Here is a 20,325-nt window from a genome sequence, read left to right as displayed (position 1 = left end):
CGAACCGAACCCATGAGAATTCCTCGCAAGCTTGGGCTGTCGTTCCTCGCCGTCATCGCTTCGGCGGCGGTGGTGATGCTGGTGTTCTTCGTCAGCATCATGATGATCGCGCGGTCGACCGAACGGAATAATCACAGCCGGGACGTCTATGCCAAGGCGTTGACGCTCGAAACCTCGATCCTGCGGCAGAACAGCCAGTTTCGCGGGTTTCTGGTCACCGGCGATCCGACCTATCTGAAATCCTATGACGAAGGGCGGCAGGAGTTCGACGAGACGGCCGCCGCGCTGGCGGGAATGCTGACCATCCAGTCCGAAAAGGATCAGCTGGAGGAAGCGCGTCGCGAAACGCTGGCATGGCGGCGGAATTGGGGCGACCGGCTGATTGCGAAGGTCAAGGCCGGCGAACGCGACGCGGCGCAGGAGGAAGTGCGCGCCGCCGGGCAGAAGGTTCTGGTCAGCAAGGTGGCGCTGCCGCTGCGCGCGCTACGCGCGACCGAAACCGAGGAGATGGACGCGAACTCGGCGGCGCAGGCGAGCGCGATCACCACCGCGCTGATCGCGCTAGTCATCGGTGGCGTCGCGCTGATCGGGATCGCCGTCGCGCTGTCGATCATGCTCAGCCGCCAGATTGCGCGTCCGATCACCGCGCTGACGCAGGCGATGGCCGATCTGGCGGCGGGGCGGCACGATATCGCGGTCGACGCGGCGGGGCGGAGCGACGAACTGGGCGATATGGCGCGTGCGGTGCTGGTGTTCCGCGACACGGCGGCGGCGAAGGTCGCCGACGATCGCGACCGGCTGGCGGCGATGACGGCGATCGGCGGCGGCCTGCGCAGCCTGTCGCAGGCCGATCTGACCGCGCGCGTCGCCGATGTGCCCGACGCGTTCCGCGCGCTGTCCGACGATTTCAACAACGCCACGTCCAGCCTGAACCGGGTGCTGGGCGAAGTGCGCGGCACGGTGCAGAGCATCAAGCATAATTCCGACGAAATCTCTCAAGCCGCCATGGATCTCGCCGAACGGACCGAGCGCGAGGCGGCGGCGTTGCAGCAATCGTCGTCGGCGCTGGACGAAGTGACCAAATCGATCCGCGACGGGGCGGGGGCGGCGACCGGCGCTAGCAGCGCGATGGCCGACACCCGAACCGAGGCGGAGCGCGGCGACGCGATCGTGCGGCAGGCGATCGAGGCGATGCACGGCATCGAACGTGCCAGCAACGAGATCGCCGAGATCATCACCCTGATCGACGGCATCGCGTTCCAGACCAATTTGCTGGCGCTGAACGCCGGGGTCGAGGCGGCGCGCGCGGGCGAGGCGGGCAAGGGCTTCGCCGTCGTCGCCTCCGAAGTCCGCGCGCTGGCGCAGCGTTCGGCCGATGCCGCGACCGAGGTGAAGAACAAGGTCCAGTCGGCGTCGACCCATGTCCAGTCCGGCGTGCAGCTGGTCGGGGAGACCGGGCAGGCGCTGGGACGGATTATCGAGCGTGTGACGTCGGTCAGCGGGTCGATCGACGCTATCGCCCGTCAGTCGGAGCATCAGGCGACCAGCCTCGGCCAGATCAACGTCGCCATCGCCGAGATGGACGCGATGACGCAGCAGAATGCGGCAATGGTCGAACAGACCTCCGCCGCCGCGCGCCAGCTTGTGTCGGAGGCCGAAGCGCTTGCCGGATCGGTCGCCACCTTCGCGATCGATGGCGGCAGCGCAGCGAACGTAGCGAAATTCACGCCGCGCAAGCAGCAGCGCCGCTGGGTCGCCCCGCCCGAGCCTGCTCCGCGACGCGCGGTCAATGCGAGCGACGACTGGGACGCGTTCTGACGTCATGCCGGGTCCATTGGGGCAATATGCACTGGTCGCGCGCGACCTGGGCTCGGCGTTCGTCGCGGCGGTACTGGGGGCGGGGGAGCGTCAACTCGCTCGCGCGCCGCAGACCGCAGCACTGATCGCCGACTGGCCGGGCGATGCCGCCGCCGATGCGCTGGCGATGCGGTTCAATGCCGCGCTCCATGCGCTGGCGCGGCGCGGCGATGATCCGGCGCTCGGTGCACTCTACGCCAAGCGGACCGGCGATTTCGACGCGGTGATCGGCGACGCCATGGCGGCGGCGGACGGCTTCATCGCCGACTGGATGCGGCTGCCGCCCCAGACCAACGAGGTCGGGCGCGCGGCGGCGATCATGGCCGCGTTGATGACGCTACGTGGCATCCACGACCTGCCGGTCGAACTGCTCGAATTGGGCGCGAGCGCCGGGCTGAACCTGAACCTCGCTTATTATGCCTATGATCTGGGCGGGGTTGCGGTCGGGCATCGTGATTCGCCGGTACGGATCGCGCCTGACTGGCGTGGGCAGGCCCCGGTCGCGCGCCCGGTCGAGATCGTGGCGACGCGCGGCGTCGATCTGCGCCCGCTCGCCGCCGCCGATCGCCAAGCGCGCGAACGGCTGATGGCCTATGTCTGGGCTGACGAACCCGAACGCGCCGAACGGCTGCGCCACGCGCTGGCGATCGCCGACGACGTGCCGCCACCGATCGCATGCGACGACATCGCCCGCTGGCTACCCGCAGAACTGACGCATCCGCCTGCGGACGGTATCTGCCGCGTCGTCATCCACACCATGGCGCTGCAATATTGCAGCGCCACGACCCGAGCGCAGGTGACGGACGCCATGGCGACGGCAAACTACCCGCTGGCACGAATCGGCTTCGAATGGACCGACGCGCGGGATGCGGTCCATCTGACGCTCACCACCTATCCCGACGGCCACGTCCGCCATCTGGCGACCTGCCACGCTTATGGCAACTGGATCGACTGGCAGGGTTAGCTTGCGGCGAACTGTTCCGCACTGAGGCCGTATAATCCGCCGGCACCCGCCATCGCCGCCATGCCGAGGCCACGCGCTTCGGGCACGATCCGGTCGAGGTAGAACGCGACCGCCGCCCGCTTGCGCGCCGCGAAGTCGGCGTCGGCGACCCCGGCCAGCGCACGGCCCTGCCGCTCGAGCAGCCAGCCGCAGACGCAGGTCGAGAGCATCGTCAGGAACGGGTAGCTGCCCGCCAGCCGATCGTCGACGCTCGCCTCCAGCATCCAGCGCGCCACCGCCTGCGTATCGCCGAGCAGATCGCCAAGCGCGGCGTGTTCGACCTCGCCGCGCATGTCGGCGAACAGCGCGTCGATCGCCGCCCCACCATCGCCCGACAGCTTGCGTCCGACCAGATCGGCGGCCTGAATACCGTTGGTGCCCTCATAGATCGGGGTGATGCGGACGTCGCGATAATGCTGCGCCGCGCCGGTTTCCTCGACATAGCCCATGCCGCCATGGACCTGTACGCCAAGGCTCGCGACTTCGCAGCCGATATCGGTGCCATGCGCCTTGGCGAGCGGCGTCACCAGATCGAGCCGCGCCTTCGCCCCTTCGATCCCCAGCGTCGCGCGATCGACCTGCCCCGCGGCGTAATAGACCAGCGCCCGCCCGGCCATGGTCTGCGCGGTCATGCGCAGCAGCATTCGGCGGACATCGGGATGCTCGATGATCGCGACCGGGGCACCGCCGGCCGAGGCGCGCGGCGACTGGACGCGTTCGCGGGCATAGGCGACGGCCCGCTGTGTCGCCGCCTCCGCCACCTGTACCCCCTGCAGCCCGACATTCAGGCGGGCATTGTTCATCATCGTGAACATCGCGCGCATCCCCGCGCCCTCCGCCCCGATCAGTTCGCCGATACAGTCGCCATTGTCGCCGAACGACAGCACGCAGGTCGGCGAGGCATGCAGCCCCATTTTGTGTTCGATCGACACCACACGAATGTCGTTCGGCTCGCGCGGATTGCCATCGGCGTCGAGCCGGTATTTGGGAACGAGGAACAGCGAAATGCCCCTGGTCCCTGCCGGCGCGCCGGGGGTGCGGGCGAGCACCAGATGGACGATATTGTCGGCCATGTCGTGATCGCCGAACGAGATATAGATTTTGGTGCCGCGAATGCGCCAGTTGCCGTCGCCCACCGGCTCGGCCCGTGTGGTCAGCGCGCCGACGTCCGATCCGGCCTGCGGCTCGGTCAGGTTCATGGTACCGGTCCATTCGCCGGTGGCCAGTTTGGGCAGATAGCGCGCCTGTTGCTCGGCGCTGCCATGATGGGTCAGCGCCTCGATCGCGCCGACCGTGAGCGTGGGGGCGAGCGCGAAGCCGAGATTGGCGGTCCCTAGCGTCTCCAGTACCGCGGTCGCGACGGCAAAGGGCATCGCCTGTCCCCCGAAATCGGCGGGCGATCCGATCGTGCCCCAGCCGCCCGCGACATAGGCCTGATAGGCGGCACGATAGCCTTCGGGCATCACCACCCCATCGGCGGTCCACCGCGCGCCGACCGTGTCGCCGATCCGGTCGAGCGGCCGCCATTCACCGGCTGCGAACTCGCCGATCCCGGTCAGGATCGCATCCAGCATGTCGGGCGTCGCATCGGCGAAGCGCGGATCGGCGGCCAGCGCCTCGATCCCGGCGGCATGGGTCAGCGCGAAACGCTGTTCGGCGGTGGCGGGGGTCAGCTCCATTTGCCCTCTCTCGATCTCGTGTTTTTGCCGGTATAGCGCCCAAATCATGACCGCTCCAAACCCCCGCATCGCCACCGTCACCTTACCGTACGGCATGGCGGCGATCGATGCAGCGGCGGCGGTGATCGCGGACGGCGGCTGCGTCGCGGTGCCGACCGAGACGGTCTATGGCCTTGCCGCCGACGCGGGTGATTCGCATGCGGTCGCCGGCATCTATGCGGCGAAGGGGCGGCCGGGGTTCAATCCCCTGATCGTCCATGTGCCGACGCTGGCGGCGGCGCAGGCGCTGGCGGTGTTCGACGACCATGCATTGCGGCTGGCCGACGCCTTCTGGCCGGGTCCGCTGACCCTGGTGCTGCCAATGCGCGCGGGGGCGGGGATCGCCGCGCTGGTGACCGCCGGGCTGCCCACGGTCGCGATCCGGGTGCCGGCGCACGACGCGATGCAGGCGTTGCTGGCGGCGACCGGACGGCCGCTCGCCGCGCCCTCCGCCAATGCCAGCGGATCGATCAGCCCGACACGGGCCGAGCATGTGCTGCGCAGCCTCGACGGTCGCATCCCGCTGGTCATCGATGCCGGAGCGACGACACGCGGCATCGAATCGACGATCATCGCCTGTATCGACGGCGAGGTCCGCGAACTGCGCCCCGGCCCGGTGACGCGATCGGCGGTAGCGGACCTGCTGGGCGTAGCGGTCGGCGGAGCGGGGGCGGGGATCGAGGCACCGGGGCAGCTCGCCAGCCATTATGCCCCGTCGAAGCCGGTTCGGCTGCACGCAACCGATCGCCGGGACGGCGAATGGTGGATCGGTTTCGGGCCGTTCGCGGGCGACGCGACGCTGTCGGCCAGCGGCGACCCGGTCGAGGCGGCGGCACGGCTGTTCGACGCGCTGCACGTCGCCGATGCGTCGGTCGCCAGGCGAATCGCCGTAGCGCCGATCCCCGATGCGGGATTGGGTGCGGCGATCAACGACCGGTTGCGCCGCGCGGCGACACCGGCCTGACCTGATGCGTTAAGTCCGCGATTTACCAGTACTTACGCGCGGCCCATGCCTTTAAAAAGCTACGCAACATTAACCGTCGCGCGATAGCTTGCGTTGGTACGGGAGGGTACCGATCGTGAGTGCAACTGACGAAATTGATTTCGACAAGAGACTGGCGGCGTTCGCCTATGATGATCGCAGCTATCGTTCGTTTCCGCGGGTCAAGCGCGCGATCGAGCGCCATGCGCCCGCCGCGCTGACCGCGCTCTACCGGCATATCGCGGCGACGCCGTCGATCAACGCGATGTTTCAGTCGCAGGCGCGGATGGACCATGCCCGCGACAAGCAGCTCGAGCATTGGCGCAAGCTGTTTTCGGGGCCGATCAACCGCGACTATGCCGCTGCCGCATCGAATATCGGGCAGGTCCATGCCCGCATCGGGCTGGCCCCGACCTGGTATATCAGCGGCTACGCACGAATGCTGGAACATGTCCTGCCGCGACTGGTGCTCGGGCGGATCGGTTGGCCGTTCGGGGCGCGGGCGCGTGCACGGGCGGCGACCGCGCTGGTTAAGGCGTCGCTGATCGACATGGACATCGCGCTCGCCGCCTATTTCGAGGCGGAACAGGCCGGGCGGCGCGCCGTCATCGAACGCTGCGGGGTTGCGTTCGAACGGATGGCGCAGGGCGACCTGACCGTGTCGCTGGAGGGGCTGCCGCGCGAATATCAGGCGCTGGCCGACAGTTTCGAAGCGATGCGCAAGCAGATGTGCGAGACGCTGGGCATGGTCACCCGGTCGGGCGAGCAGATCCGCATCGGATCGGGCAATATCCGCCACGCATCGGACGACCTGTCGCAGCGCACCGAACAGCAGGCGGCGAGCCTCGAGGAAACGGCGGCGGCGATGGAACAGATCGTCGGCACCGTCCGCCAGACCGCCGAGGGCGCATCGCGTGCCGACCGCATCGTTGGCGAAGCACGCGGCGAAGCGGAGGAATCGGGCAAGATCGTCCGCCGCGCGGTCGACGCCATGGGCGGGATCCAGCGCTCCTCGGCCGAAATCAGCGAGATCATCAGCGTCATCGACGGCATCTCGTTCCAGACGAACCTGCTGGCGCTGAACGCCGGTGTCGAGGCGGCCCGTGCGGGCGAAGCGGGCAAGGGTTTCGCCGTCGTCGCTTCCGAAGTCCGGGCGCTGGCGCAGCGTTCGGCCGACGCCGCCAAGGACGTGAAGACGCGCATCCTCGCCTCGTCCGAACAGGTCGATGTCGGCGTCGAACTGGTCAATGCGACGGGACAGGCGCTGCAACGGATCATCGGCCGTATCGGCGAGATCAGCGACCTCGTCTCGGGCATCGCCATGTCGGCGGCGCAGCAGTCGACCGGCCTGCAACAGGTCAATACCGCCGTGTCCGAGATGGACAATGTCACGCAGCGCAACGCGGCGATGGTCGAGGAAGCGACCGCCGCCGCCCGCGTGCTCGCGCAGGAGGCCGAAGTGCTGGCAACCGAAGTCGCGCGCTTCAAGCTCGCCGGGGCTGGGGACGGCGGCAACGAGGTGCACCGGATGCAGCAGCGCCTGGCGGCGGCGTAAAGCCGGACCTCCTACTTCCGACGGGGGAGTAGGAGGTTCGAGGCTCTTGTGCTGCGCGGAGAAACCTCCTCGCATCCGTACCCATTTCCGCAAACCGGTTGCACCTGTGCGGCGCGCGTGCTTGGGAATGGTCGGGGTTTTGGGAAGCATTATGGCCAGCCGCGCGATCAACGGACGGTTTGATGCTGGCGCGACGGGTGAGCGCTGGCTGACGGAGTATCGGACCCGCGCGCCGCAGGGCGACATGTTGTCGGCCGCCTGCGCCGGGGACCGTGCGGCATGGGAGGTCGCGTTCGAGGAATTGGCCAGCCTGCCCGGCAGCACGCTGGCCGCCGCGCGCGAACGGGCGCAACGCCATGCCGACGATATCGGCACCGCCTATCGCGCGGCGGGCGAGAGCGAGGAACGCCGCTGGCCGCTGTCGCCGGTCCCGCTGCTGATCGGTGCCGACGAATGGCGCACCATCGCCGACGGTATGGCCGAACGCGCCGACCTGTTCGAGAGCGTGATCGCCGACATCCATGGCGACCAGCGGCTGGTCGCGGACGGCACCTTGCCGGCGATGATGGTCACCGGATCGCCATTGTTCCTGCGGCCGATGGTCGGCGTCGTGCCGCCAGGCGGGCACCAGTTGCACTTCGTCGCCGCCGACCTGTGCCGCGGTCCGGACGGGCGCTGGCGGGTGCTGGCGGACCATGTCCGCGTGCCGGTGGGGGCGGGATATGCGCTCGAAAACCGGCTGGCGATGGCGCGGACGCTGGGCGGTCTGCCGTCGCGGTTGAATATCGAACGCCACGCGCCCTTCTTCGCGGCGATGCGCGCCGGGATCGCCGCCGCCTGTCGCCGGGCGGAGCCGCGTATCGGCTTGCTTACATCGGGCAAGCTCAATCCCAGCTATGCCGAACAGGCGCATCTGGCGCGCTATCTGGGGTTCCTGCTGGTCGAGGGTGCCGATCTGGCAGTGCGCGACGATCACCTCTATGTCCGCACCATCGCCGGGTTGAAGCGGATCGACGCGCTGTGGCGGCGGATCGACCCACGTTTGATCGACCCGCTGGCGTTCGATGCCGGTTCGACGATCGGCGTGCCGGGGCTGGTCGACGCGATGGCGGCGGGCAATGTCGTGATCGCCAATGCGCCGGGCGTCGGCGTCCTTGAATCGCCGGCCTTTGCAGCGCTCCTGCCGGCGCTGGGCGAACGGCTGCTCGGGCGTGCGCCCGCATTGCCGTCGATCGGGACATGGTGGTGCGGTCGCGCGGCGGACCGTGCGCATGTGCTGGCCTCGCTCGATCAGCTCGTGGTGGGACCGGCCTTTGCCGGTCCGCCGGTCGCAGGATTGCCGGACGGCGCCGTGCTGGGCGCTGCACTGGACGACGAGGCACGCGAACGGCTGGCGATAGCGATGGCGTTGCGGCCGCAGGATTATGTGGGTCAGGAGGTCGCCGAGCTTTCGACCATGCCGACCGCCTGTGGCGAGGGTTTGCAGCCGCGTCCCTTCTCGCTGCGGGTTTTTGCCGCGCGCGGCGCCGACGGGCGCTGGGTGGTGCTGCCCGGCGGGTTCGTCCGTATCGGCGACCAGCCCGATGCACGCGCGGCGGTGATGGGCGAGGGGTCGTGGTCGGCCGACGTCATCGTCCACGGTCCCGATCCGGTCGCGCCAATATCGCTGCTCCAGCCCGCAGACAGCGTCGAACTGCGCCGCAATCCCGGCACGCTGCCCAGCCGCGTCGCCGACAACATGTTCTGGCTGGGGCGCTATCTGGAACGGGGCGAGGCGCTGCTGGGCGTCATCCGCGTGCTATTCGGCCATTCGATCTCGGCCGATACCGGCGCGGCGCTGGCTCCGGAAACGGTCGAGCGGCTGGTGACGATCATCGCCGATACCGGTGCCGCCGCCCGGCCGCCCAGCCACCGTCGCCGCGATCTGGTCGATTTCGGGCGGGAGGCGATGGAATCGGTCGAGGGCTGGGGCAGCGTGCGCGCGATCAACCGCATGGCGACGGGTATCGGCGGGGTTTCGCGCGACCGGCTGTCGGCGGACATGGTGCGGCTGCTCGACGCGCCGCATCCGACCGCAGGCACGTTGCTCGACCGCGCGGGCACGTTGCAGCGTCGCTATGCCGCGCTGGCCGGGCTGTCGGCAGAACATATGGGGCGTACCGATGCGTGGCGCTTCCACGACCTGGGGCGGCGGATCGAACGCGCGATGGCGGCGACGCGTACCTTGCTGGCGGTCGATCTGCGCCGGGCGAGCGCCGAGGACCTGTCGACGCTGCTCGACCTCGCCGACAGCCTGATCAGCTATCGCCAGCGCTATCTTATCGGGTTCGCACGGGTGCCGGTGATCGACCTGATCGCGCTCGACCCCGGCAATCCGCGCGGCATCGCCTTTCAGGTGGAAACGATCGTCCAGCATCTGTGCAAGCTGCCGGTCTTGAACGATGCCGGCATCGCCGAACCGCAGCAGCGCATCGCCGCGCGATTGACCGCGGCGATCGCGATCGGATCGGCCGAACGGCTCGATCGGGGCTGGCTGCTGGAGATCAACCAGCAGTTGCAGAAGCTGTCGGACGCCATCGCCACGCGCTATTTCCTGCAGGGGGCGCAGGCGCTTCGCGAAGCCGGGTTGACGCTGGCATGATGCGCTATGCCATCCGCCATATCACCCGCTTCGACTATGCCGAGGCGGCCGGGTTCGCGCGGTGCAACCTGCGCCTGCGCCCGATCCTGTGGTCGGGACAGGAACTGGAGGATTATGCGCTGCTGGTCGAGCCGGGGGGGCGGACCGCGCCGGCGCGGGCGCAGGCTGGGTTGGCCAATGTAACGCGATTGGTAGTCGATCGGCCTGAAAAGACGCTGACGATCGAGAGCCGCGCGACGGTGCGGGTCGAGCGTCCGATACCGTTGCCGTCACCGGGCGACCCGACGCTGGGCGATATCCGGGCGATGGTGGCGGCGGTGCAGGATGCGGGGCCGGCCAGCCCGGTCAGCTATCTCTTCCCCTCCGCCCACGTCCCGATCGTACCCGAAATCGCGGCATGGTGTGCCGAGGACCTGACCGACGACCGCGGCATCCTCGACGCGGCGATCGCGCTGGCCCGGCGGATCCAGGGGGATTTTGCCTTCGATCCGACCGCGACTTTGGTCGATACGCCGCCCGCCGAAGCCTTCGCCAAGCGAGGGGGCGTGTGTCAGGATTTCGCGCAAATCATGCTGTCGGGCCTGCGCGGCGCGGGGCTGCCCGCCGCCTATTGCTCGGGCTATCTACGCACGCTGCCGCCGCCGGGGCAGGAGCGGCTGGTCGGGGCCGATGCGACGCATGCGTGGGTGCTGGTCTGGGCCGGTCCCGAGCTGGGATGGGTCGGAGTCGATCCGACCAACGGCATCTGGATGGCGGAGGACCATGTCGTGATGGCGATCGGCCGCGACTATGCCGACATCGCGCCGATCGATGGCGTCGTGCTGGGATCGGGCGCGCAGACGATGCATGTGTCGGTCGATGTCGAGCCGTTGCCGGTTGGGTAGAGGGTCCGCATAGCAGCGCAGAGAAGTGGTTCGCGCAAAGGCGCAAAGGACGCCAAGGGTTCGGCTTTTGGTGAAGCCTGCCCACGCCAGCGCCCTCATCGTCAATGCTTTGAGAGGATGGCGTCTGCCGTAGGCAGTTGCTTCCCAGGAGGCGCAACCTCTTGGCGTCCTTTGCGCCTTTGCGCGAAAATCTTTTTAGGTTGCGCGCTGACACCCCTTCCAACCCGGATTGACGAATCCATAAGGGTTGGGGGATAAAGAACAAACCATGAACGCAGAGTCGTCCACCCTGTCCGCGCTGAAGCGGCAAGTCGCCGCTATGGAGCGGCGCGCGCCGGTGGGCAAGGCGGAGCGGGTCGCGACCGGGCATGCCGATATCGACGCCGCGCTGGGCGGTGGAGTCGCGCGCGGACGGCTGCACGAGATTTTCGCGCTGGAGGCGGGCGATGCCGGCAGTGCGACCGGTTTTGCGGGGATGCTGGCGATTCGCATGGGCGGCGGCATCGTATGGCTGCGCGAGGAGGCGGCGGTGCGGGGCGGGGGGCATCTCCATGCGCCGGGACTGGTCGAGATCGGGCTGGACCCCGCGCGACTGTTGCTGGGGGTGCTGCCCGATGCGCTGTCGGTGCTGCGTGCGGCGTCCGATGTCGTGCGCTGTGCCGGGGTCGGGGTGGCGGTGATCGAACTGCACCGCGATCCCAAGGTGCTCGACCTGACCGCCAGCCGCCGGCTCGCGCTGGCGGCGGAGGAAAGCGGGGTGGCGGCGCTGTTGCTGCGCATCGCCGCGACGCCGGTGGCAAGCGCCGCCGATACCCGCTGGGCGGTGCGGTCGTGCGCGTCGCAGCCCCTGCCGGCCAATGCGCCCGGCCATCCGACCTTCGACCTGGAATTATTGCGTCAGCGCGGCCGGGGTGCCGATGGCCGCTGGCAAGTGGAGTGGAACCGTGAGCAAGCCGTCTTCACCAGCCCGACGCCATCTGGCGCTGTGGTGGCCGTTCCTGCCCGCCGACCGGCTGCTGCGCCAATCCCCCTGCGCCGTGCCGGATGACGCCCCGTTCGTCTGTGTCGAGACGGTGCGGGGCGCGTTGCGTATCGCATCGGTCGACCCGCAAGCGCTCGACAAGGGGCTGGCCCCCGGCATGGCGCTGGCCGATGCGCGGGCGCAACTGCCCGAACTGGTGGTGGTTGATGCCGATCCGTTCGCCGATCATGGCTGGCTGGAGCGGATCGCCGATGCCTGCGACCGGTTCACGCCGCTGGTGGCGTTGGACGGCGGCGACGGGGTGACGCTCGACATTACCGGCTGCGCGCATCTGTTCGGCGGCAAGGGGGCGTTGGTGGCGGAGGTCGAGGCGCGGCTTGCCCGGTTCGGGACGCTGCGCCACGCGCTGGCCGACACGCCCGATGCGGCGCAGGCGCTGGCGCGGTTCCAGAGCGCGCCGGCGGCGAGCGAGGCGGCGGCGATCCGGCGGCTGGGGGTGGCGGCGCTGCGGCTCGACGACGAGGTTGCGGTGGCGCTACGCCGGGCGGGTCTGCGCACCATTGGCGATCTCGCGAGCCGTCCGACCGCGCCGATCGCGGCGCGTTTCGGCGACGAGACGGTGGCGGCATTGGCACGGTTGCTGGGCGATGCCGATCAGCGGTTGCGGCCACGGCGAGCCTTGCCGGCCCTGTTCTTCGAACGGCGTTTTGCCGAACCGATCGCGCGCGATGCCGACGTGCTGGCGGCGATCGGCGAACTGGCGGCGGAGGCGGAAGCGGAACTGACCGCACGCGACCGCGGCGGGCGGCGCTTTGCGGTGCGGCTGTACCGGGCCGATGGCGCGCTGCGCGATCTGGCGGTCGAAAGCGGGCTGCCGCTTCGCGATCCGCCGTCGATCCTGCGGCTGTTCCGCGAACGGATCGATGCGCTGGCCGATCCGATCGATCCGGGGTTCGGTTTCGACATGATCCGGATGATCGTCCCCGCGCTCGAGCCGCTCGCGCCGACGCAATTGCAGCTAGAGGGTGGCGCGGTCAGCGAGGAGGCGATGGCGGCGTTGGTCGATCGCCTCAGTACCCGCCTTGGCCGGGGGCGCATTGCTCGGGTCGCGCCGGGCGACAGCCATCTGCCCGAACAGGGCGTGCTGACCATCGACGCGATCGATGCGCCGGTCCCGACCGGCTGGGACGCGCCCGAGGCCGGCGAGCCGCCGCTGCGCCCGATCCACCTGTTCGACCCGCCGCAACGGATCGAGGTGATGGCGGAGGTGCCCGATGGCCCGCCGCATCGCTTCCGCTGGCGCCGCGTGCTGCACGACGTGATCCGGTTCGAGGGGCCGGAGCGGATCGCGGCCGAGTGGTGGCGGCGCGGGCAGGCCAAGGTGCGGACGCGCGATTATTACCGGGTCGAGGATGTGCGGGGGCGGCGCTACTGGATCTTTCGGCACGGGCTGTACGATCGCGAGACGCCCGATCCGCTCTGGTATGTGCATGGGGTGTTTGCGTGAGCGGGTGGTTCGCTGGCCCCCGTCATTCCCGCGGAGGCGGGACTTCTGCGATGGTTCGCGTCACCGTATGCCCGCAAAGGCGGGGATCCAGGGGCACCCTCGCGAAGCTTTGTCTTGCTTGGCTCTGGGCCCCCGCCTTCGCGGGGGTACGGAAGAGCTTCGGGATAGGCGGCGTTTGTTCGCAGAGGTCTCTTATAGGTGGGAGTCCATATGTGCCTGTGCTGCGGATGGAGGCGAGACGTCAGCGCATATGGATTCCCGCCTGCGCGGGAATGACGAAAATTGGGGCGGTGATGCTAGTTGCTGGCTCCTTCGTCATCCCCGCCCAGGCCGGGATGACGAAGGGTGGCGGGGTGACGAACGGAGCGGGCGAGGCTCCGTGAGATGGCCTTTGCCGAACTGATCGCCGCGACGCATTTCTCGTTTCTGCGCGGGGCGTCGCCACCGTCCGAGATGGTTGGGCAGGCGAACGCACTGGAGATGGCCGGGATCGGCATCGCCGACCGCAACACGGTTGCCGGGGTCGTGCAGGCGTTTCTGTCGCTAAAGAATGCGAAGGAGAAGCGGCATGAGGCCGGGCTGCCCGACTATCCCTTCGACCTTGTCGTCGGTGCGCGGCTGGTATTCGCCGACGGGACGCCGGACATCGTCGCCTATCCGGTCGACCGTGCGGCTTGGGGGCGGCTGACCCGGTTGCTCAGCGGCGGCAATCTCAAGGCGAAGAAGGGGGACTGCCACCTCGAACTGGCCGATCTGCTCGACTGGCAGGAGGGGCTGTTGCTGATCGTCACTGCGCCCGATGCGGCGTTGCTGGCGTGGCTGCGCGATGCCTGTCCGGGGCGGGTATGGCTGGCGGCGACGATGCCGCGTGGCGGGTGCGACCGGCGGCGGCTGGCGGCAAGGATCGCGTTGGCGCGGACCATCGGCGTGCCGCTGCTCGCGACCAACGACGCGCTCTATGCGAGCCACGAACAGCGCCCGCTGCACGATGTGCTGACCTGTATCCGCGAGGGGACGACGATCGCCGCCGCCGGCAAGCGGCTGGCCGCCAATGCCGAACGCCACCTGAAATCGCCGGAAGAAATGGCGCGGCTGTTCCGCGATTGCCCTGAAGCCGTCGCGGAAAGCGTCGCAATCCTCCGGCGCATCCGCTTTCGCCTGACCGACCTGAAATATGAATATCCGCACGAACCGGTGCCGCCGGGATGGGAGGCGCAGGACTGGCTGGAGCATCTGACGATGACCGCCGCGCATGAACGCTACGGTCCCGATCTGCCGGTCGAGGTGCGGCGGCGGCTGGACGAGGAGTTCGCGCTGATCCGCAGCGAGAAATACGCGCATTATTTCCTGACCGTCCATGATCTGGTCCGGTTCGCGCGGACGTGCGACCCGCCGATATTGTGCCAGGGGCGCGGGTCGGCGGCCAATTCGATCGTGTGTTTCCTGCTGGGCGTCACCTCGGTCGATCCGCGCGAGCATGATCTGCTCTTCTCGCGATTCGTGTCCGAACAGCGGGGCGAGCCGCCCGATATCGACGTCGATTTCGAACATGAACGGCGCGAGGAGGTGATCCAGTATATCTATGCCCGCTATGGCCGCGAGCGGGCGGGCATCGCCGCGACCGTGATCCATTACCGCCCGCGCAGCGCAGTGGGGGAGGTCGGCAAGGTGCTGGGCCTGACCCGCGACGTGACGCAGCGGCTGGGCAGCACCGTATGGGGCAGTTTCGCCGGGCAGATGGAGGCGCGGCGCTATACCAGTGCCGGGTTCGACCTCGACAATCCCGACATTGCGCAGCTGCGCTGGCTGGTCGATCAGATCCTCGAATTCCCGCGCCATTTGTCGCAGCATGTCGGCGGCTTCGTGCTGACGCAGGGGCGGCTGGACGAACTGGTGCCGATCCATAACGGCGCGATGGAAGGGCGGACCTTCATCGAATGGGACAAGGACGATATCGACGCGCTGGGGCTGATGAAGGTCGATGTGCTGGCGCTCGGCATGCTGACCTGCATCCGCAAGGCGTTCGACCTGCTGCGGCGACACGGCCTTGGCGAGCATGACCTGACCGTCGACCTGAAGGCGGACGATGAAGATGTTTACCGTATGCTGCACCGGGGCGACAGCATCGGCGTGTTCCAGGTCGAGAGCCGGGCGCAGATGAACATGCTGCCGCGGCTAAAGCCCGAAAACCTCTACGACCTGTCGGTACAGGTCGCGATCGTGCGGCCGGGGCCGATCGAGGGGGACATGGTCCATCCCTATCTGCGCCGCCGTGCGAGCAAGGAGGTGGTGACCTATCCCTCGCCCAAGCCGCCGCACGATCCCAACGAACTCAAGACGCTGCTCGACAAGACCTATGGCGTGCCGCTGTTCCAGGAACAGGTGATGAAGCTCGCCATCGTCGCCGCCGATCTCAGTCCGGGCGAGGCGAACGAGTTGCGACGGGCGATGGCGACGTTCCGCAATCCCGGCACGATCCAGAAGCTGCGCGAAAAGCTGATCGAGGGCATGACCCGGCGCGGCTATGAGCCGGACTTTGCCGAGCGTTGTTTTCGCCAGATTGAGGGGTTTGGCAGCTATGGTTTTCCCGAAAGCCATGCGCTGTCCTTCGCGAGGCTGGTCTATGTATCGTCATGGATCAAATGCCATCACCCGGCGGTGTTCGCCTGCGCGCTGCTCAATTCGCAGCCGATGGGCTTTTACGCGCCGGCACAGATCGTCCGCGACGCGCGCGACCATGGGGTCGAGGTGCGGGGGATCGATGTGAATGTCAGCGACTGGGACAACAAGCTGGAGGGGGAGCAACGCGCGCTGCGGCTGGGGTTCCGGCAGATGGATGGCTTTCGGGAGAAATGGGCCGAGGCGATCGCCGAAGCGCGACCCTTTGCCAGCGTCGAGGAACTGGCGCGAAGGGCGCGACTGCCGCAGCGGGCGCTGCGGCTGCTGGCGGATGCCGATGCGTTCCGATCGATCGGCTTCGACCGGCGCGCGGCATTGTGGGAGGTGCGGCGGACGCCCGATGCCGAACTGCCGCTGTTCGCCCATGCCCGCACCGCCGAACTGGGCGCGGAGCCGGACATGGCGCTGCCCGCGATGCCCGCGGTCGAGCATGTCGTGACCGATTACCAGACGCTGCGCCTGTCGCTGCAGGGGCATCCGATGCAGTTTCTGCGCGACCGGCTGGACCGGATGGGGGTGACCAGTTGTGCGGGCATCATGGCGGCGAAGGCGGGGGCAAGGGTCACGGCCGCCGGCCTCGTCCTCGTGCGGCAGCGGCCCGGCAAGGGCAATGCGGTCTTCGTCACGCTGGAGGATGAGGGCGGCATCACCAATGTCGTGCTGTGGGCGCGGCTGTTCGAGGCGTATCGACGCGAGGTGATGGGCGCGCGGCTGATGCTGGTCGAGGGCGAGGTGCAGCGCAGTCGCGAGGGGATCGTCCACCTGATGGGCGCGCGGGTATGGGATCGCAGCGACCTGCTCGACAGGCTGGGCGAAGCGCCGCCGCCGATCCCGTCGTCGCGCGGCGACGAAGCGATCCGTCCGGTCGCCTCGCGTCACCCGCGCGACGTGCGGCTGGTACCCAAGTCGCGCGATTTCCACTGACATCCCCCAGCCGCCCGGCGTAGGACGGAAGGCGGAGGGTCGCATGAACGGATTGCTGCTGTTCGCGGTCGCGATCGGCTATGCCGCCTTGCTGTTCGCGGTGGCATGGGGCGCGCGTCGCCGCGGGCTGACGCCGCGTGACCGGCGGATCGTCTATACGCTGGGGCTGGCGGTCTATTGCAGCAGCTGGACGTTCAACGGCGCGGTCGGCAGCGCGGTTGCCGATGGCTGGGCGTATCTGCCGATCTATCTGGGGCCGATCCTGATCTTCGTGCTGGGCGGGCGGTTGCTGGTGCGGCTGGTCGGCGCGGTGCAGGCCGATGGCGCGACGTCGATCGCCGACTTCATCGGATCGCGCTTTTCGCGCAGCCGGGGTGTGGCGGCGCTGGTCACGCTGATCGCGCTGATCGGCACCGTCCCCTATGTCGCGCTGCAATTGCGGTCGGTCGCGACCAGCTATGCCGCGCTGGCAGGCATGGCCGACGTGACGCGGCCGGTCGTCGTCACCGCATTGGTGCTGGCAGGGTTCGCGATCGCCTTCGGACCGCGCAGCGACGCCGAGCCGCGTGCCGAGTCCGGGCTGCTGGCGGCGGTCGCGATCGAATCGGTGGTCAAGCTGGCGGCGTTTGCCGGAGTCGCCCTGTTCGCTGTCTTGCTGGTCGGCGACGCGGCATCCGAGGCGCGGAGTGCGGGGCTGGCGCGGCTGTCGGCCGGGTTCGCGCGCGCGCCGGACCTCGGCGATTTCGTCGTCACGACGTTGCTGGCCGCCGCCGCGATGCTGTGCCTGCCGCGCCAGTTCCAGGTGACGGTGGTCGCCGCGACCGAGCCGGCCGATCCCTTGCGCGCGCGCTGGCCATTCGTCGCCTATCTGATGCTGACCGCGTTGCTGGTGCTGCCGATCACCTGGGCGGCGCTGGTGCAGGGCGGGATGGCGCGGCCCGACCTGCTGGTCATCGCCATGCCGGTCGCGGCGGGTGCGCCGGCGGTGGCGCTGCTCGGCTTTCTCGGCGGTTTTTCGGCGGCGACGGCGATGGTCGTGGTCGAGACGGTGGCGCTGGCGACGATGGTGTCGAACGACCTGATCGCGCCGCTGCTGTTGCGCAGCCCGCGCCTTGCCGCTGCCGAGCATGTCGGGCGCACGCTGCTATGGGTGCGGCGGGGGGTGATCGCGGGGATCATCGGCGTGGCGACGGCGTGTGCGCTGCTGATCCCGACGACCCGGGGGCTGGCGGCGATCGGGCTGGTCGCGTTCGCGGCGATGGCGCAGTTCGCGCCGGCGCTGCTGCTGGCGATCCGGCGCGGCGGGCGCGACCCGCTGGCGGCGAAGGCGGGGCTGACCACCGGGCTGGTCGGGTGGACGTTCCTGTTGTTCGTGCCGACGCTGACCGGCGCGCCGCTGCCGGTGTCGGGGGTGCCGGGGATGGGCGCGCTGTCGGCGGCGGCGTTGGCGACGCTGGCGGCGAACCTGATCGTTCATGCGATCGTCGCCGCGTCGCGTGCGCCGCGCCTGCCCTTTGCCCGCGACGAACGGGTGCCGCCGGTGCGCGATCTGGGCGAGCTGACCCGGCTGGTCGCGCGCTTCGTCGGCGAGGAGCGGGCGGTCGCCGGGCTGGGCGAGGGGACGCATGTCGACGCCCGGGCGGCGCGACAGGCGGAACGGCTGGTGGCGCAGGTGGTGGGCGTATCATCGGCCCGGCGGCTGGTCGCCTCCGCCCTGTCGGGCGAGGCGCTGGGCGCCGAAGACGTCGCGCGGATGCTGGATGCGAGCGGGCAGAGCCTGCAATTCTCGAAAGGGCTGCTCGCCGCGACGCTGGAACATATCGATCCGGGGGTCAGCGTGGTCGATGCCGAGCTGAACCTCGTCGCGTGGAACCAGCGCTATCTCGACCTGTTCGGCTTTCCGGAGGGCATGATCCGGGTCGGCGCGCCGGTTGCCGATGCAATCGCATTCAATGCGCTGCGCGGCGATTGCGGCCCCGGCGAGGTCGACGACCATGTCGCGCGGCGGCTGGCGCATATGCGGCGCGGCACGCGGCACAGTTTCGAACGGGTCCGGAACGATGGGCGGGTGCTGAAGACCGTCGGCGGCCCGATGCCGGGCGGCGGCTATGTCATGTGTTTTTCGGACATTACCGCCGAGGCGCAGGCGCTGCGCGCTCTCGAGACGGCGCGCGCCGAGCTGGAGCAGCGGGTCGAGGAACGGACGCGCGCGTTGTCGGACGCGAATGCCGCACTGGCGCGGGCGACCGGCGACAAGACCCGGTTCCTCGCCGCCGCCAGCCACGACCTGTTGCAGCCGCTCCATGCCGCGCGGCTGTTCACCGCCGCGCTGGCGCGGGGGGCGGACGATCGCGCCCGGCCTCTGGTCGAGCGGATCGATCAGTCGATCGCGGCGGCGGACCAGTTGCTGCGCGCATTGCTCGACATATCGCGGCTGGATGCCGGGGGGATCGTGCCGGTGCCGACGCGCTTCGCGGTCCGGGGGTTGCTGAGCGAACTGGTCGACAGCTTTGCCGATCAGGCGCGGGCCAAGGGGCTGACGCTGCGGCTGGGGCCGGGCGATGCGGTGGTCGAGACCGACCGGGTGCTGCTGCGCTCCATCGTGCAGAACCTGCTGGGCAATGCGGTACGCTATACGGCGCGGGGCGGGGTGGTGATCGGGGTGCGACGGCGGGGCGGCATGGTGCGGATCGAGGTCGTCGATAGCGGGCCGGGGATTGCGACAAGCGATCAGGCGCGGGTGTTTCGCGAGTTCGAGCGGCTGGCCAATGCCGAGGATGCCGGGCTGGGGCTGGGCCTTGCCATCGTCGCGCGGACGGCGGCGTTGTTGGGCGCGGACGTGACGCTCGACAGCCGGGTCGGGCGGGGCAGCCGCTTTGCGGTGACGCTGCCGGTTTCGGTGGGGGCGGTAGTCGCCCCGCCGGTGCGGACGGTGGCGCAGGCGGTACGGCCGCTCGACTGCCTGATCGTTGATGATGATGCCGGGGTGCGGGTGGCAATGGCGGCGCTAGCTGGCAGCCGGGGGCATGGGGTGCGGGTGGCGGCCACGGTCGAGCAGGCGCTGGCGCAGGTCGAGGGGGCGGCGGTGGCGTTCGTCGACCATGATCTGGGCGGAGCGGTCGATGGGCTGGCGCTGATTGGGATGTTGCGGGCCAAGGCGCCGGGCTTGCGGGTGGCGCTGGTGACGGCGGATGCCGGGCGGGCGCTGGCGGAGCGGGCGGAAGCTTTGGGGGTGGCGGTGTTGCTGAAGCCGCTGTCGGGGGAGGTTTTCGACGCGTGGCTGGCGGGTTAGCAGGGCGTGGAAGTTGACGAAGGTGACAGTATGCAATGCTTTTGCAGAGGGGTAAGGTTGTTTTATTGCAATGGGTTAAGCGTGGCCTGTTGCGCGGAAGTTGACACTTTTGCTTCGGGCGGTGCCGGTTGGGTCGCGGGATGGGCGTCGACAACGTCCTATGTCGGGAAGCAGCGGCGGGTTTTGGCCAGCAGATATCCATGCGCCGACAACCGTCGGCGCGGCATGCAATCTGAGCCAGATGGCTCCCACCGTCAACGGGATCGCTCCCTGCCATAGCAAACACAGGATCCAGCAGCGC

The 20,325-nt window shown here is 69.0% G+C and carries 11 protein-coding genes; 10 read left to right on the top strand and 1 reads right to left on the bottom strand.

Going from position 1 to position 20,325, the window contains the following annotated elements:
* The first annotated feature begins 12 nt into the window (after positions 1 to 12).
* Both ACZ1JS_RS10850 and ACZ1JS_RS10845 read left to right on the top strand, forming a co-directional pair.
* Positions 13 to 1,818, top strand: coding sequence for a methyl-accepting chemotaxis protein (locus tag ACZ1JS_RS10850; RefSeq protein ID WP_465166069.1), 1,806 nt, complete (start codon positions 13 to 15; stop codon positions 1,816 to 1,818).
* 4 nt (positions 1,819 to 1,822) lie between these two features.
* Positions 1,823 to 2,821, top strand: coding sequence for a DUF2332 domain-containing protein (locus ACZ1JS_RS10845; RefSeq protein ID WP_465166068.1), 999 nt, complete (start codon positions 1,823 to 1,825; stop codon positions 2,819 to 2,821).
* Here the strand turns inward: ACZ1JS_RS10845 and ACZ1JS_RS10840 are convergent.
* On the bottom strand, positions 2,818 to 4,539 hold the full coding sequence (locus ACZ1JS_RS10840) for an acyl-CoA dehydrogenase (protein WP_465166067.1): 1,722 nt from the start codon (positions 4,537 to 4,539) through the stop codon (positions 2,818 to 2,820). The two genes, ACZ1JS_RS10845 and ACZ1JS_RS10840, sit on opposite strands and share 4 nt — an antisense overlap.
* 46 nt (positions 4,540 to 4,585) lie before the next feature.
* Between ACZ1JS_RS10840 and ACZ1JS_RS10835 the strand changes: the two genes are divergently transcribed.
* The 8 genes from ACZ1JS_RS10835 (at position 4,586) to ACZ1JS_RS10800 (ending at position 20,024) form a co-directional block, all read left to right on the top strand.
* Positions 4,586 to 5,542: an L-threonylcarbamoyladenylate synthase gene (locus ACZ1JS_RS10835; protein ID WP_465166066.1), complete on the top strand. Its 957-nt coding sequence runs from the start codon at positions 4,586 to 4,588 to the stop codon at positions 5,540 to 5,542.
* Positions 5,543 to 5,657: 115 nt separating this feature from the next.
* Positions 5,658 to 7,115: a methyl-accepting chemotaxis protein gene (locus ACZ1JS_RS10830; RefSeq protein ID WP_465166065.1), complete on the top strand. Its 1,458-nt coding sequence runs from the start codon at positions 5,658 to 5,660 to the stop codon at positions 7,113 to 7,115.
* 151 nt (positions 7,116 to 7,266) lie between these two features.
* On the top strand, positions 7,267 to 9,756 hold the full coding sequence (locus ACZ1JS_RS10825) for a circularly permuted type 2 ATP-grasp protein (RefSeq protein WP_465166064.1): 2,490 nt from the start codon (positions 7,267 to 7,269) through the stop codon (positions 9,754 to 9,756).
* Positions 9,756 to 10,640, top strand: a complete 885-nt coding sequence (locus ACZ1JS_RS10820) for a transglutaminase family protein (RefSeq protein WP_465168674.1) — start codon at positions 9,756 to 9,758, stop codon at positions 10,638 to 10,640. The genes ACZ1JS_RS10825 and ACZ1JS_RS10820 overlap by 1 nt, the downstream gene beginning before the upstream one ends.
* A 268-nt stretch (positions 10,641 to 10,908) precedes the next feature.
* Positions 10,909 to 11,688 carry an ImuA family protein gene (locus ACZ1JS_RS10815; RefSeq protein ID WP_465166063.1) on the top strand — a complete coding sequence of 260 codons (780 nt, stop codon included), beginning with the start codon at positions 10,909 to 10,911 and terminating at the stop codon, positions 11,686 to 11,688.
* Complete coding sequence (locus ACZ1JS_RS10810) at positions 11,585 to 13,129, top strand: Y-family DNA polymerase (protein WP_465166062.1); 1,545 nt, start codon at positions 11,585 to 11,587, stop codon at positions 13,127 to 13,129. The genes ACZ1JS_RS10815 and ACZ1JS_RS10810 overlap by 104 nt, the downstream gene beginning before the upstream one ends.
* Before the next feature lie 384 nt (positions 13,130 to 13,513).
* A complete protein-coding gene (locus tag ACZ1JS_RS10805; RefSeq protein WP_465166061.1) occupies positions 13,514 to 16,732 on the top strand; it encodes an error-prone DNA polymerase in 3,219 nt (1,072 codons plus the stop codon).
* A gap of 43 nt (positions 16,733 to 16,775) precedes the next feature.
* Positions 16,776 to 20,024, top strand: coding sequence for a PAS-domain containing protein (locus tag ACZ1JS_RS10800; RefSeq protein ID WP_465166060.1), 3,249 nt, complete (start codon positions 16,776 to 16,778; stop codon positions 20,022 to 20,024).
* The last annotated feature ends 301 nt before the right edge of the window (positions 20,025 to 20,325 follow it).

It is taken from the genome of Sphingomonas sp. BL-S-05, assembly GCF_055521695.1.
This window is presented reverse-complemented; position numbering and strand designations above follow the sequence as displayed.

Coding starts and splice junctions, on each gene's coding strand:
- ACZ1JS_RS10850 (WP_465166069.1), top strand. CDS start 13: ATGAGAATTCCTCGCAAGCTTGGGCTGTCGTTCCTCGCCGTCATCGCT.
- ACZ1JS_RS10845 (WP_465166068.1), top strand. CDS start 1,823: ATGCCGGGTCCATTGGGGCAATATGCACTGGTCGCGCGCGACCTGGGC.
- ACZ1JS_RS10840 (WP_465166067.1), bottom strand. CDS start 4,539: ATGGAGCTGACCCCCGCCACCGCCGAACAGCGTTTCGCGCTGACCCAT.
- ACZ1JS_RS10835 (WP_465166066.1), top strand. CDS start 4,586: ATGACCGCTCCAAACCCCCGCATCGCCACCGTCACCTTACCGTACGGC.
- ACZ1JS_RS10825 (WP_465166064.1), top strand. CDS start 7,267: ATGGCCAGCCGCGCGATCAACGGACGGTTTGATGCTGGCGCGACGGGT.
- ACZ1JS_RS10820 (WP_465168674.1), top strand. CDS start 9,756: ATGCGCTATGCCATCCGCCATATCACCCGCTTCGACTATGCCGAGGCG.
- ACZ1JS_RS10815 (WP_465166063.1), top strand. CDS start 10,909: ATGAACGCAGAGTCGTCCACCCTGTCCGCGCTGAAGCGGCAAGTCGCC.
- ACZ1JS_RS10805 (WP_465166061.1), top strand. CDS start 13,514: ATGGCCTTTGCCGAACTGATCGCCGCGACGCATTTCTCGTTTCTGCGC.
- ACZ1JS_RS10800 (WP_465166060.1), top strand. CDS start 16,776: ATGAACGGATTGCTGCTGTTCGCGGTCGCGATCGGCTATGCCGCCTTG.